The 13,469-nt window shown below is 67.0% G+C and carries 13 protein-coding genes; 6 read left to right on the forward strand and 7 right to left on the reverse strand.

What is annotated here, in order from left to right:
* Window position 1 precedes the first annotated feature (1 nt).
* Window positions 2-1,714: a bifunctional 3'-5' exonuclease/DNA polymerase gene (locus N2L00_RS13530; RefSeq protein WP_255862524.1), complete on the forward strand. Its 1,713-nt coding sequence runs from the start codon at window positions 2-4 to the stop codon at window positions 1,712-1,714.
* Window positions 1,715-1,723: 9 nt separating this feature from the next.
* Here N2L00_RS13530 and N2L00_RS13535 read toward each other — a convergent pair whose 3' ends face one another.
* Genes N2L00_RS13535 through N2L00_RS13545 form a run of 3 tightly spaced genes read right to left on the reverse strand, consistent with a single transcriptional unit; the run spans window position 1,724 to window position 4,506 of the window.
* Window positions 1,724-2,407, reverse strand: coding sequence for a CoA pyrophosphatase (locus N2L00_RS13535; RefSeq protein WP_370646932.1), 684 nt, complete (start codon window positions 2,405-2,407; stop codon window positions 1,724-1,726).
* Window positions 2,404-3,201 (reverse strand): endonuclease III, encoded by a 798-nt coding sequence (gene nth, locus N2L00_RS13540; RefSeq protein WP_255862523.1) that lies wholly within the window; start codon window positions 3,199-3,201, stop codon window positions 2,404-2,406. The genes N2L00_RS13535 and nth overlap by 4 nt, the downstream gene beginning before the upstream one ends.
* 51 nt (window positions 3,202-3,252) lie before the next feature.
* On the reverse strand, window positions 3,253-4,506 hold the full coding sequence (locus tag N2L00_RS13545; protein WP_255862522.1) for a hypothetical protein: 1,254 nt from the start codon (window positions 4,504-4,506) through the stop codon (window positions 3,253-3,255).
* 305 nt (window positions 4,507-4,811) lie between these two features.
* On the opposite strand from N2L00_RS13545, the gene acs reads away from it, so the two are divergent.
* Entirely contained in the window at window positions 4,812-6,800 is a 1,989-nt protein-coding gene (acs, locus tag N2L00_RS13550; protein ID WP_255862521.1) for an acetate--CoA ligase, read from the forward strand.
* Window positions 6,801-6,867: 67 nt separating this feature from the next.
* Here acs and N2L00_RS13555 read toward each other — a convergent pair whose 3' ends face one another.
* A complete protein-coding gene (locus tag N2L00_RS13555) occupies window positions 6,868-7,290 on the reverse strand; it encodes an organic hydroperoxide resistance protein (RefSeq protein WP_255862520.1) in 423 nt (140 codons plus the stop codon).
* Window positions 7,291-7,377: 87 nt separating this feature from the next.
* Between N2L00_RS13555 and N2L00_RS13560 the strand changes: the two genes are divergently transcribed.
* From N2L00_RS13560 to aroQ, 3 genes are all read left to right on the forward strand, one after another.
* Window positions 7,378-7,953 (forward strand): TetR/AcrR family transcriptional regulator, encoded by a 576-nt coding sequence (locus N2L00_RS13560; RefSeq protein WP_255862519.1) that lies wholly within the window; start codon window positions 7,378-7,380, stop codon window positions 7,951-7,953.
* A gap of 79 nt (window positions 7,954-8,032) precedes the next feature.
* Window positions 8,033-9,400 (forward strand): MFS transporter, encoded by a 1,368-nt coding sequence (locus N2L00_RS13565; RefSeq protein ID WP_255862518.1) that lies wholly within the window; start codon window positions 8,033-8,035, stop codon window positions 9,398-9,400.
* Window positions 9,397-9,861, forward strand: a complete 465-nt coding sequence (aroQ, locus tag N2L00_RS13570; RefSeq protein WP_255765068.1) for a type II 3-dehydroquinate dehydratase — start codon at window positions 9,397-9,399, stop codon at window positions 9,859-9,861. Before N2L00_RS13565 ends, aroQ begins: the two co-directional genes overlap by 4 nt.
* Window positions 9,862-9,892: 31 nt before the next feature.
* On the opposite strand, the gene N2L00_RS13575 is transcribed toward aroQ, so the two are convergent.
* The gene (locus N2L00_RS13575) at window positions 9,893-11,074 is read right to left on the reverse strand and encodes a MarP family serine protease (RefSeq protein ID WP_255765069.1); all 1,182 of its coding nucleotides are present in this window, start codon (window positions 11,072-11,074) and stop codon (window positions 9,893-9,895) included.
* 220 nt (window positions 11,075-11,294) lie between these two features.
* On the opposite strand from N2L00_RS13575, the gene N2L00_RS13580 reads away from it, so the two are divergent.
* Window positions 11,295-11,972 (forward strand): Crp/Fnr family transcriptional regulator, encoded by a 678-nt coding sequence (locus tag N2L00_RS13580; RefSeq protein ID WP_146360700.1) that lies wholly within the window; start codon window positions 11,295-11,297, stop codon window positions 11,970-11,972.
* A gap of 102 nt (window positions 11,973-12,074) precedes the next feature.
* On the opposite strand, the gene N2L00_RS13585 is transcribed toward N2L00_RS13580, so the two are convergent.
* Together N2L00_RS13585 and N2L00_RS13590 are read right to left on the reverse strand one after the other, a co-directional pair.
* Complete coding sequence (locus tag N2L00_RS13585; protein ID WP_255862517.1) at window positions 12,075-12,986, reverse strand: NUDIX hydrolase; 912 nt, start codon at window positions 12,984-12,986, stop codon at window positions 12,075-12,077.
* Entirely contained in the window at window positions 12,979-13,461 is a 483-nt protein-coding gene (locus N2L00_RS13590; RefSeq protein ID WP_255862516.1) for a RidA family protein, read from the reverse strand. Before N2L00_RS13590 ends, N2L00_RS13585 begins: the two co-directional genes overlap by 8 nt.
* Window positions 13,462-13,469: the final 8 nt, after the last annotated feature.

Consider the following 13,469-nt stretch of genomic DNA (forward strand, 5'->3'; position numbering starts at 1 on the left):
CATGTACATCGTCCTCGCACCCGGCACCGGCGCTGCCCAGGCGAAGGACGAGACCTGGACCCTGCAGGAAACCGACGACGCCGGCGTTCCCTCCGCGCCCGCCGTCGTCATTACCCGGGACCGGCTGGCCGCCGCGGTGCGGCACTATGAACGACAGCCGGTCCGCTGGGTCTGGGAATCCGCCCGCGCAGTCTATTTCCGGCTGCTGGATGCCGGACTCACGGTGGAGCGCTGCCACGACCTCGCGCTGGTCCGCGGGATCCTGCGGTTCGCCGAGTCGGTGCCCTCCACTCCCTACATCGAAAAACTGCGCGCCGCGGAAGAGGCTCCAGACCCGGCACCCCGCCAGCTGCTCCCGGTCCAGCATTCCCCCGACCAGACCTCCATCTTCGATACCCTCGATGCCCCCGCCGGAGCGGCGGCCGGACCGCAGCAGGCCACCGCTGCAGAGCTCGCCGCCGAGCTGGCGGACCAACTGGATGCGATCGCGCGTGCCGCGTCCCCGGCGAAACTGAACCTGCTGGCCGTCGCGGAGTCCACCGGCGGCCTGATTGCCGTGGAAATGGAAAACTCCGGCATCCCGTGGCGCCGGGAGATCCACGAAGCCATGCTCCGGGACACCCTCGGCCCCCGGCCCCCGGAGGGCCAGCGCCCCGAAAAGCTCGAACAGCTCGCCGCGGAGCTGCGCCGGCTGCTGGGCAACCCCGGCTTCAACCCGGACTCCCCGCAGGAGCTGCTGCGTGCCCTGCACCGCGCCGGGATCGAGGTGCACAGCACCCGCTCCTGGGAGCTCCAGCAGCAGGACCATCCCGCCATCGAGCCGCTGCTGCAGTACAAAAAGCTGTCCCGGCTCCTGACCGCCAACGGGTGGGCCTGGCTGGATGCCTGGGTGGACGGCGGCCGCTTCCGGCCCGAGTACGTGGTGGGTGGCGTGGTGTCCGGGCGCTGGGCCTCGCGCGGCGGCGGGGCGCTGCAGATTCCCAAGACCGTGCGGGACGCCGTTCGCCCGGACCCCGGCCACCGGCTCATCGTGGCCGACGCCGCGCAGCTGGAACCCCGGGTCCTCGCTGCCCTGGGGCAGGACAATGCACTGGCGACAGCGGCCCGCGGCAAGGACCTCTACCAGGGCATCGCCGACCGCAGTTTCGACGGCGACCGGGCCAAGGCCAAGATGGCAATGCTCGGGGCCATGTACGGTGCCACCAGCGGGGAATCGGGCCGGCTGATGCCGGTGCTGACCCGCGCCTACCCGCAGGCCATCGCCGTGGTGGAACGCGGCGCCCGGGCAGGTGAGGCCGGGCAGGTGGTGAGCAGCCATCTGGGCCGCACTTCGCCGCCTGTTTCGGAACGCTGGCTCCGCGCCCAGCAAAGCACCAGCGCCGAGGAGCAGCGCCGCGCCGATTCACTCGCCCGCGCCCAGGGCCGGTTCACCCGCAACTTCGTGGTCCAGGCGACGGCGGCGGAATGGGCGCTGTGCTGGCTGGCGGAGATACGACGGCGGCTGCGGGCGGCGTCCTCGTCCTCCCCCGCCGGGGAACTGGTCTTTTTCCTGCATGACGAGGTGATGCTCCAGGTCCCCGCCGAACGGGTCGAGGAGGTCAGCGCGCTGGTGACGGAGGCAGCATCGGCGGCCACACGGCTGCTGTTCGGGCCGATTCCGCTGGAGTTCCCGGTGGTTGCAGTTGCCGTGGACTCCTACGCGGACGCCAAGTAGCAGTGCCGACTAGAGAGCCGGAACGATGTCCCGGCCCTCATCCCAGGGCAGGGTCCAGCCCAGTTCATCCAGCACGGCGTTGAGGATGATGCCGGTGAAGCCCCACACCAGCACCCCGTTCACGCGGAAGGCCGGCGAACGGTACGTCCGCGAGCCGTTCGTGATGACGGCGGTCCGCCGGTTTTCCGGATTGAGCAGGTCGGCCACCGGTACGCGGAACACCGATGCGGACTCTCCGTAGTCCACCACGTCCACCGGCGTGGGCCGGTCCCACCAGCCCAGCACCGGGGTGACCAGGAAGTTGCTGACGGGCAGCCCCACCTCCGGCAGGGTCCCGAGGACCGTGACGCCGTCGGGGTCCAGTCCCGTTTCCTCCCGGGCTTCGCGCAGGGCTGCGGCTTCCGGGCCGGCGTCGCCGGCATCCAGGGAGCCGCCGGGAAAGGCCACCTGACCGGGGTGGTCGTTGAGTGTGGCTGCCCGCTCGATCAGCAGGACATCGAGTTCGGCGGGGACCCCGGCGGAGCGGAAGTCCGAGGGCTTGTCATCCAGGTTGCCGAAGAGAATCAGCACGGCGGCACGGCGGGCCGTGGCCGGATCCACGCTGCGGCGCATCAGCTCCAGGTTCGCGTCGAAGTAGGTGGTGCGGGCCGCTGCGGAGACACCCAGCGCCCGCAGATCGGCGTAGGCGCTCATGCTTCCAGGCCGAAGCCGGCGGCCCGCAGCTGGGCCCGGGTTTCGGCGGCCATCATCCGGGCGTGCAGTTCCTCGCGGCCGGGGGCCAGCTCATACTTGAGCAGTTTGCGTGCCTTCTCGGGGTCCGTCTCGCCTTCACCGTAGGAGGGGCAGAGCTGGGCGACGGCGCAGGCGCCGCAGGCGGGTTTCCTGGCGTGGCAGACCCGCCGGCCGTGGAACACCACCCGGTTGGAAAGCGGGGTCCAGTCCTTCGGCTCGAACAGCGCCGCAACGTCTTCTTCCACCTTCACCGGGTCCGTGGCAGTGGTCCAGCCGAACCGGCGGGACAGGCGCCCGAAGTGGGTGTCCACCGTGATTCCCGGAACGCCGAAAGCGTTGCCAAGCACCACGTTGGCGGTCTTCCGGCCGACGCCGGGCAGGGTGACCAGGTCCTCGAGCCGGTCCGGCACTTCGCCGTCGAACTCGTCGACCAGCCGGGTGGACAAAGCTTTCACGCTGGCCGCTTTCGCACGGAAGAATCCGGTGGGCCGGATTATCTCCTGCAGCGTCTCCTCGTCGGCCTCCGCCATCGCCTTGGCGTCGGGGTACCGGGCGAAGAGGATGGGCGTGACGGCATTGACCCGGATGTCCGTGGTCTGCGCCGAAAGCACAGTGGCCACCAGCAGCTCAAACGCGTTGGTGAAGTCCAGCTCGGCCACGGCGTAGGGATAAACCTCGCCGAGCATCCGGTTGATCCGCCGTGCCCTCCGCTTCAAAGCGAGGAGGGACGGATCGCTGCCGGTTGCCTTTGCCACTGCTGGGTGTCCTTCTACTGACGGTTGGATACTGCTGATGGCCCGAACGGCCTACTGGTCGGCGTCGACGCGCTCAATGTTGCTGAGGTCGCGCAGCACGCCGATGCGTCCGGTGCGCTTGTCCTGGACAAGGAATTCGTCGCCGCGGTCTTCCAGGCCCAGTTCCCAGTCACCCGGGTGGAACATAAACAGCGGCAGGCCGGTGCGCTCGTCGACAATCTGGCGGGGGGTCCCCACGGCGAACCAGAACGCCTCGACCACTGCCTCGGACTCGTCACGGGTAGCGGTAATGGGTTCCGCGTTGCCGGCTTCGGCTTCGTGTGCCCCTGCTGCGGACGTTTCGGGGGTTCCGGCGTCGCGGACCACCGGATTCACGGTAGTGGCGGCCATGGGCTCCTCGGCCTGCATTCCGGCGGCCGGAGCGGCAGCGGGCTGCGCCTGCGTAGCCGGGGATGCCGTGGCAGGGGAAACCTGCGTCGAGGGGGCGGAGGCAGCGTGCGCGGAGGTGGCGGGAGCGGCCGCTGCCGCCCCGGCGGTGGAGGTTCCGACGACGGCGGTGCCGCCCGGAGCGGAAAGTTCGGAGCCGCCCTGGCTCGGCGCGTCATGCACGGTGGTGCGGGTGTCCTCGTTGCGGCGCAGCGGGTTGGTGAAACGGCGGGCGCCGGCGGCGTTCTCCGTCTCCGGCTTCGCTTCGGGCTTCGGGCGGGCCGGACGCGGACGCAGCGGCAAAGCGTCGCGGGCAGTCAGCGCGGCAGCAGACTCGGGGCGGTTACGGAATTCCCGGGCAAAGAAGGGAAGGTGCGGCGCCAGGGTGGTGGACACCACCAGGCCCAGGGAACCGACCAGCGCGACCATCGCGCCGACGCTGAAGTCGGTCACCGTCTGGATGAAGAAGAACGCCAGGGCCAGCACAGCTGCCACGGAGGCGAACTGGTCCAGGGAAAGCGATCCGACGCGGGGCTTCATCTTGGGCGCGAGGCGGCGGCCGGCAAACAGTCCGGCTACCAGCAGCGGCAGCAGGATGCCAATGCCGATGAAGAACAGGGAAAACGCATTCCAAAGGTTGAAGTCCTCTTCAAACCCGAGGCGGGTCACCGTGAAGAACGGCAGGATGCTGCCCACGAGCATCACCAGGACCGAGGCGCCTACAACGGTGTCCCGAAGCCCGAAGGGCCCAACGAGGGCTTCCTGGTCCGTGGCGGCCGGATGTGCCTGCAGGCCCTTGTCCGTCGCGGAGGGGTGTCCGCCGGTTTCCGAAGATCCGGCCGTGGTGCGGGCCTCGTTCTCAACAGGGGGGTTGTTCATACTGATCTCCATTCACGACCCCCCTGCCCCTTGTCCGCACGGGGTGCGGACAAGAACTGGAGGTGCGCATCTACGGTACGTAGGCGGTTGCTTCCTTCAGACAGCCTAATCAACGACGGCGAGGCAGACTAGCGCGGGGGCGGCGCGTCCCGGCGGAGTGACATACCGCTCACCGCATAATCGCGCCGTTTTGTAACAGATTATGTGAGCGCGGACACAGTGGCGTGAATCCGGGGATAGGGTGGTTTGCAGCCATGCACGATTCCCCTAGTGATGGATTTTCAGCGAAGTGAAAGGGTTCAACCATGTCTGATCAGTCCCCTGCAAAGAAGCACGGAGACGCCTTCGAGAACCTGCTGCATGAGAGCCGGAGCTTCCCGCCGAGTGCCGAATTTGCAGCATCCGCAGTGGCCCGGCCCTCGCTGTACGAGGAGGCGGCAGCCGAGGGTCCCGAATTCTGGGCGCGGCAGGCGCGGAGCATTCTCTCTTGGGAACAGGATTTCACCCAGGCGCTGGACTGGACTGATGCTCCGTTCGCCAAATGGTTTGTCGGCGGCAAGCTCAACGCGGCGTACAACGCCCTGGACCGGCACGTCGAAGAAGGCCGCGGAGACCGGGTGGCCATTTACTTCGAGGGCGAACCCGGGGATACGCGCACTTACACCTATGCGCAGCTGACCGAAGAGGTCAAGAAGGCGGCGAATGCGTTCGAATCCCTGGGTGTCGCCAAGGGCGACCGCGTAGCAGTGTACCTGCCGATGATCCCCGAAGCGGTTATCACCATGCTGGCCTGCGCCCGGATCGGCGCCGTGCACTCGGTGGTCTTCGGCGGTTTCTCCGCCGACGCCCTGCGCAGCCGGATCGATGACGCCGAGGCGAAGCTTGTGGTCACGGCGGACGGCTCCTACCGCCGCGGCAAGCCCAGCGCACTCAAGCCCGCCGTGGACGAAGCCCTCGCCAAGGACGGCCATACCGTCGAAAACGTGCTGGTGGTCCGCCGCAACGGCGAGCCCGTGGAGTGGAACGACGGCCTGGACCGCTGGTGGCACGACGTCGTGGACACTGCGAGCGCCGAGCACACCCCCGTAGCCCACGACTCCGAGCATCCGTTGTTCATCCTCTACACCTCGGGAACCACGGGAAAGCCCAAGGGCATCCTGCACACCACCGGCGGGTTCCTCACCCAGACTGCCTTTACGCACCTGAACACCTTTGACCTGCACCCCGAAACGGACGTGTACTGGTGCACCGCGGACATCGGCTGGGTTACCGGCCACAGCTACGTCGCCTACGCCCCGCTGATCAACGGAGCCACGCAGCTGATTTACGAAGGCACCCCGGATACCCCGCACCAGGGCCGCTGGTGGGAGCTGGTGGAGAAGTACAAGGTCTCCATCCTCTACACCGCGCCCACCGCCATCCGCACCTGCATGAAGTGGGGCCGGGACATTCCGCAGAAGTACAACCTCGACTCCATCCGGGTACTGGGCTCCGTGGGCGAACCGATCAACCCCGAAGCGTGGATGTGGTACCGGCAGGTCATCGGCGCCAACGGCGGCAAGAAGGAACACCCCGCCCCCATCGTGGACACGTGGTGGCAGACGGAAACCGGCGCCCACATGATCGCACCGATGCCCGGCATCACGGCCACCAAACCGGGCTCTGCCCAGGTGGCCGTCCCCGGCATTTCAGTGGACGTGGTGGATGAGATGGGCGAATCGGTGCCCAACGGGTCCGGCGGTTTCCTCGTGGTCAAGGAACCCTGGCCGTCCATGCTGCGCGGCATCTGGGGTGACCCGGAACGCTTCAAGGAGACCTACTGGTCCCGGTTCGACAACATGTACTTCGCCGGTGACGGCGCCAAGAAGGACGAAGACGGCGACATCTGGCTCCTCGGCCGCGTGGACGACGTTATGAATGTCTCCGGGCACCGGCTCTCCACCACGGAAATCGAGTCCGCCCTGGTCAGCCACCCTTCGGTGGCCGAAGCCGCCGTCGTCGGCGCTGCTGACGACACCACCGGAGAAGCCGTGGTTGCCTTCGTTATCCTGCGCGGCAGCGCAAAGGACGACGACGACATTGTCACCACCCTGCGCAACCACGTGGGCAAGGAGATCGGACCCATCGCCAAGCCGCGGCACATCCTGGTGGTTCCCGAACTGCCCAAGACCCGCAGCGGCAAGATCATGCGCCGGCTGCTCAAGGACGTGGCCGAGGGCCGCGAAGCCGGCGACTCGAGCACGCTGGCGGACAATACAGTGATGCAGCAGATTGCGGCTTCGCTCAAGAAGTAGGCCCCGCAGACAACGGCAGGTGCCGCCCCAGACCGGGACGGCACCTGCCGTTGTTTAACCGTGCGGCTTAGCCGACGGTGACGTCCAGGTTCACGTCGATGTTGCCGCGGGTGGCGTTGGAGTAGGGGCAGACCTGGTGGGCGGCCTGGGTCAGCTTGTCCGCAGTGGCTTCGTCGACGCCGGACATCTCCACGTGGAGTTCAACGCCCAGCTTGAAGCCGCCGTCGTCGTTCTTGAAGATGCTGACGTCCGCCGTTACGGCGGCATCCGAGATGGGTGCCTTTTCCGCACGGGCAATCATCTTCAGTGCGGAGAGGAAGCATGCGGCGTAGCCGGCGGCAAAAAGCTGCTCCGGGTTCGTGCCTTCGCCGGAACCGCCCATTTCGGTCGGAGTGGACAGGTTCACCTCGAGCTTGCCGTCGCTGGTACGGGCTTCACCGTTGCGGCCGTCGCCGGTGGCGGTGGCGGCGGCAGTGTACAAAGCGCTCATGGGGAACTCCTTTTGTGGGGAAAAGTCGGTAGACCTCAAGGTAGACTAACTAGTACGTCTACTGCAAGTGAGGGAGTCAGGGGAACCATGATGGCAGCTACAGCCGTGCGGGAGCGCATCCTGGCACAGGCCTCTCTCCTGTTTTACCGAGAGGGCATCCGGGCAGTCAGTGCCGACAAGATCATTGCCGCTGCCGGCACCACGAAGGTGACCTTCTACCGCTACTTCCGCTCGAAGGATGACCTCGTGGTCGCGTACCTGCGGGAGCAGTCGGCGGCAATGCGGGCACGGGCCGCGGAGCTGGACCCGGATCCGTGCACCGGGCTGCTGCAGTTCGCTGAAGCAATGGGTTCCGAGGCCTGCAGCGCAGGCTTCCGCGGCTGCCCGTTCATCAATGCGGCGGCGGAATATCCGGACCCCGGCCATCCCGTCCGGGTGGTTGTTTCCGAGCACCGCGCGTGGCTGCATTCCCTCGTCACCGAACGGCTGCAGCAGCTGGGCGCCGCGGACGCCGGACAGCTCGCGGACCAGCTGCTGATGCTGCGGGACGGCGCAATGGTGCACGGATACGTGGCGGACGGCACCGCCGTCGAACCGGCGTTGATCACCGCCGGAAGAGCGCTGGTTCTTCCCCGCCTCCCGAAACCGGGACAGCCCTCCTAGCTCCGCGGAAATCCGGACCAATGTGACGTTGGACTCATGGACTTGGTGAAAGCCGCCGCTGCTAGGACAATTCCTGTCTGTGTCTACTACACCCGCACCGGCCGCACCGGCCGCACCAGCCGCACCCCCCACCCCCACCTCTTCCAAGATGGCCCGCAAAGTTGCGGGCGCCTCGTTTATCGGCACCGCCCTGGAGTCCTACGACTTCTACGTTTTCGGCACCGCCGCAGCCCTGATCCTGAACCGGATTTTCTTTCCCGACGTGGATGCAGCGACCGGCATCCTGCTGTCCTTCCTGACCCTGGGCATGGGCTTCATCGCCCGCCCCCTGGGCGCCATTCTCTTCGGCCACATCGGTGACCGGGTAGGACGCAAAACGTCCCTGATCGGAACCATCGTCCTGATGGGTACCGCCACCGGCGCCGTCGGCCTGCTGCCGGACTACAACACCATCGGGATCTGGGCGCCGCTGCTGCTGGTCGCGCTGCGCCTGCTCCAGGGCCTGGCCGTCGGGGGTGAATGGGGCGGTTCCATCCTGATTGCCACCGAGCACGCCGCTCCCCGAAAGCGGGCGCTGTACGCGGCCATTCCGCAGATCGGTTCGCCGGTAGGCACCATCATGGTCACCGGCATCTTCCTGCTGCTCACCCAGGTTTCCGACGAGGACCTGGCGGCCGGGGTCTGGCGCATTCCGTTCCTGCTGGCCTTCCCCTTTATGGGCATCGCCCTGTACCTGCGGCTGGCCATCGATGAAACCCCCGTTTTCAAGGGCGTGGCACAGGCACACCAGATCACCCGGGTTCCGCTGCTGGAGGTGCTCCGCACCCAGTGGGCTGCAGTCCTGGTGGCGGCCGCGGCTGCACTGCTGGGTATCGGCTCCTACTTCCTGATGACCACCTACACCCAGTCCTACGGCACAACTGTGCTTGGGCTGTCCGAATCCACGGTCCTGAACGCGGCCTTGGTCGGTTCGGTGCTGCAGCTGGCAACCATCCCCGCGTTCGGTTTCCTGGCCAACCGGATCGGTTCGGCACGGATGGTGATGGCCGGAGCCGTGGCCACCCTGCTGATCTCCTTCCCGCTGTACTTCATCATCAGCAACGCCACCGCGCCGGTCTACATCCTGACCATCCTCATCGGCGGCATCGCACCGACGGCGGCATGGGCGGCGCTGGGCGGATTGATGGCGGATCTGTTCCCGGCCCGAACCGGCTTCACCGCCATGTCCCTGGCCTACAGCCTGGCCGGCATCCTCTCCGGGTTCACCCCGTCCATCACCCAGGTGTTCTCCAACGCAACCGGCGGTGCGTGGTGGCATCCCGGCGTCGTCCTGGCCCTGATGTCCCTGATCACCATTGCCGGCGCGCTGGCCGCCCGCCGCATGACAGCGCGCAACACGGCCGCCGTGCAGCCTTCTTATCCAAGCTCCGGCATAGTTAAGCCATGACTGCAGCCGGAACCCGCAACCTCCTCGTCCTTAACGGCCCCAACCTGAACCTGTTGGGCACCCGCGAACCGGCGATCTACGGCAGCTCCACCCTGGCGGATGTGGAGGCCGCGGCAATGGCCGCGGCCTCCGCCCACGGCTGGACCGTGGACTGTGTCCAGTCCAACCACGAAGGCGATCTGATCGATGCCATCCACGCGGCGCGCGGCACTGCGGACGGCATTGTCATCAATCCCGGTGCCTACAGCCACACGTCGGTGGCCATCCCGGACGCCTTGTCCGGCGTGGAGCTGCCGGTGGTCGAGGTTCACCTGAGCAACATCCACCGCCGCGAGGAGTTCCGCCATCACTCCTTCGTCTCCGCAGTGGCGGAGGTAGTGATCTGCGGGGCCGGTATCAGCGGCTACCGCATGGCGGTGGACTACCTGATCGGGTCCGCGGGCGGCCGGGCCGCGGAGTAGCCATGGCCGGCACGGCGTAGCTGGGGCAGGATTATTTGCTGGTGCACTGACCGGCCGAAACCGGGCTGTCGTAACCCGGTGCGGCGTCAACCACAGGGCCGACCTCGGCCAGTGAGAGGGCATAGCCGATCGGCTGGTCGCTGGTGGTCTTGGCGAAAATGATGCCGGCGAGGCGGCCGTCCATGTCCAGCAGCGGCCCGCCGGAATTACCCTGCTGCACGTTCGCGGCCAGGGTGTAGACCTCCAGCACCGTTGGGGAGGTTCCGTAGATATCCCGGACGGACACGTTGGACAGGCCCTCGACGCTTGCGGCCTGCAGCCGGAACGGGCCGCCTGCCGGATAACCGGCAAAGGCCGCGGTGGTGCCGGCCGCAAGCGGCTCGCCCACGGGGACGGGATCGGCGTCGAGCCCTTCCACAGCGAGGACGGCCAGGTCGCGTGCTGAATCGAAGTGGACCACCCGTCCGGGGAGCACGCTGCCGTCGGGAACCTCCACCACCGGTTCGTTCACGCCGGCAACCACGTGGGCGTTGGTGAGCACGCGGTCATCCGCCACCACAACGCCTGACCCTGTCTGGTTCTGACCGCACTGATACGCCGTGCCGGTGATTTTGAGGACCGACGCCGACGCGGTCCGCAGCTCCTCGGAGTCCACCTCCGCGCTGGGCGGGACAGCCGTTTGGGGCGCGGCGCTGTCAAGGATGGTCGGCAGCCCCTCGGAGACAGTGAAGGAACGAATCTGCGCACTCCACGTCTTCACCTGCTCGGGGGTGGCATCGTCAATGGTGGTGAGTACCTTCGAGGCGGCAATCTGCTGGGACAGGAACGGAACGCCCAGCGTCGTCACGCTGAAGGCAAGCATGGCCATGACCAGCGCTGCCACTACAAGGTTGGCGGCACCGCCGAGTACCCGGTCCAGGAACTTCAGCGGCGGGAAATTCAACCACCTGCGGATCATTCCGCCAAGCGCGGCCCCGGCTGCATGGCCCACGAGCACCAGGACGACGGCCGTGGCAATGACCACCGTCAGCCGCCAGCCGTTATCCGGAACCCATTCGGCAACCAGCGGAATGGCAAAGAAGGCGCCAACGGCGCCGGCAACGAATCCCACGATCCCGCCGAGGGTCACCACCAGTCCGTTGCGCAGTCCTGCAACGAGGTAGAAGATCAGGACGAGGAGCAGGATGATGTCCAGAAGTGTCAGTCCGAGCACAAAGAGCTCCAAGCGTGTCAATCGGGTGGCCGGGCGGTGGAAGGCCGCTGCAGTGCGAGTTTATAGGGACAACCTCCGGAACCCGTTATCAGGATTGACCCGGCGCCTGTGGTCCTGCCCTCTTTTTCGGACCTATCGGTGAACAAACGTGCTTTAGGTATCACTAGGGGGTGACGTGCGGCAAGATAATAAGGAGAGACCACTATTTACAGGAGATTTCATGGATATCGAGGTACTGCGCCGCGCGCCGTTGTTCGCCTCTCTGGGAGACGACGTCTTCGCCGCCCTGACCGAAGAGCTCACTGAGGTCGACCTCTCACGCGGCGCCTCCGTCTTCCGCGAAGGCGATCAGGGCGACCAGCTCTATTTCATCGTCTCCGGCAAGATCAAGCTTGGCCGCTCCGCCCCGGACGGCCGGGAAAACCTGCTGGCGATCCTCGGCCCGGGCGAACTGTTCGGCGAGATGGCCCTCTTTGATCCCTCGCCCCGGAACGCCACGGCAACCGCCGTTTCCGAAACCCGCCTTGCGGGCCTGCGGCACGAGAACCTGCGCGCCCTGATTGAAACCCGCCCCGAGGTTTCCGTCCAGCTGCTGCAGGCACTGGCCCGCAGGCTTCGCCGGACGAACGAGTCCCTGGCGGACCTCGTGTTCTCCGACGTTCCGGGCCGCGTGGCAAAGGCGCTGTTGGACCTGGCGGACCGCTTCGGCCGTCCCGCGACCGACGGCATCCTGGTTGCGCACGAGCTCACCCAGGAGGAGCTGGCCCAGCTGGTTGGCGCCTCCCGCGAAACTGTGAACAAGGCCCTCGCCGAGTTTGTCCAGCGTGGGTGGCTGCGCCTGGAAGCCCGCGCGGTTGTCATTCTTGACGTCCAGCGGCTGCGCCAGCGCTCCCGCTAAAGGCACGAAACACCAACAACGGCGGCGCCGGTCCCTGGGACCGACGCCGCCGTTGTTGGTTGGGATCCGTGCACGTTTGTGCACCGGCCGAGCCGAGGCCGGCTAACGCCCGTGCTGGGAGGATCCTTCGGTGCCGCCACCTGGGCGGACGGCTACGCAGGGCTTCCCATCAACCTCGACCAGTTCCGGCTGGTAAACGGCCGCGGGCCGGCGGCTCGAAAGATACGCGATACAGCCTCGGGCGGACGCTACCTTTTCCAGGGTGAGTTCGACGGCGGGAACCACCAGTTCGCCCAGGGTCAGCCCGGTCGTGTCCGGCTGGCCGATTTCGTCGCCCAACTCGGTGCTGTCCCGCGCGGCAATGACTTCCGCCGCCGGTTTCCAGTCTGCCCAGACACCTTTACCCTCCAGCAGGGTGGCGTCCTGGCCCACCGGCTGGACCGCGGCAAAGTAACGGGTATCGAAGCGCCGGAGCGCAAAGTCGGCGCTGTGCCAGTTGGAGAGCGGGCGCAAAAGGTCAGTGCGCAGGCCGAGGCCGCGCTTTCCAAGCAGCTCCAGGAAGGATGCCTCCTGGGTGGCAATGGCCGTCCGTGCAGCCATCCATTCCGGGCCGCGGTTGCTTTCCAGCAGTGTGGACTCGTCGGGGCCGGCGAGCAGGATGCCGGTTTCTTCGAACAACTCGCGGATCGCGGCCACGACGTGGCGGCGGGCGAGCCGCGCGTCGTCGGCACCCATGGACTTCGCCCACAGTGCCGGGGCCGGACCGTACCACGCGACCTGCGCGTCGTCGTTCTCTTCGATGCTGCCGCCCGGGAAGGCGACCTTACCCAGGGGCGATTCGCCGCGCCGGTAGGAAAGGTACGTCTGGGTACCGCGCGGGGAGTCCCGGAGCAGCACCACCGAGGACGCCAGCCGCGGTTTGCGGGGCGTGCGGTCGGGGCGCTCGAACCAAGTCTGGGCCGCCACCCGGTCCGCGGGGGCTACCGGGAAAAGCCGGACTGTGGAGTTAGGCAAATTCAACGATCATTTCTACTTCAACAGGCGCGTCCAGGGGCAGGACCGCGACACCGACGGCGGAACGGGCATGGCTTCCCGCCTTGCCGAAGACATTTCCCAGCAGCTCGGAAGCACCGTTAATGACGGCCGGCTGGCCGGTGAAGGAAGGGTCGGAGGCGACGTAGCCCACCACCTTCACCACGCGTACCACGCGGTCAAGGTCACCAATCTGAGCCTTCACGGCGGCCAGGGCATTGACGGCGCAGATGGCCGCGTAGGACGCGGCCTCCTCTGCGCCTACTTCGGCACCGACCTTGCCCGTGGCCGGCAGGACCCCGTCCACAAACGGCAACTGGCCGGAAGTGTGGACGAGGTTTCCGGTGATCACGGCCGGAACGTAGACGGCCACCGGAGACGCGACGGCCGGAAGGCTCAGGCCCAGTTCCCGGAGCCTGACCTCAACAGCCGAGACTGCACCGGCAGCGCTGGTCACTGGTTTTT

The organism is Arthrobacter sp. zg-Y1171 (genome assembly GCF_025244845.1).
Taxonomy (GTDB): Bacteria; Actinomycetota; Actinomycetes; order Actinomycetales; family Micrococcaceae; genus Arthrobacter_B.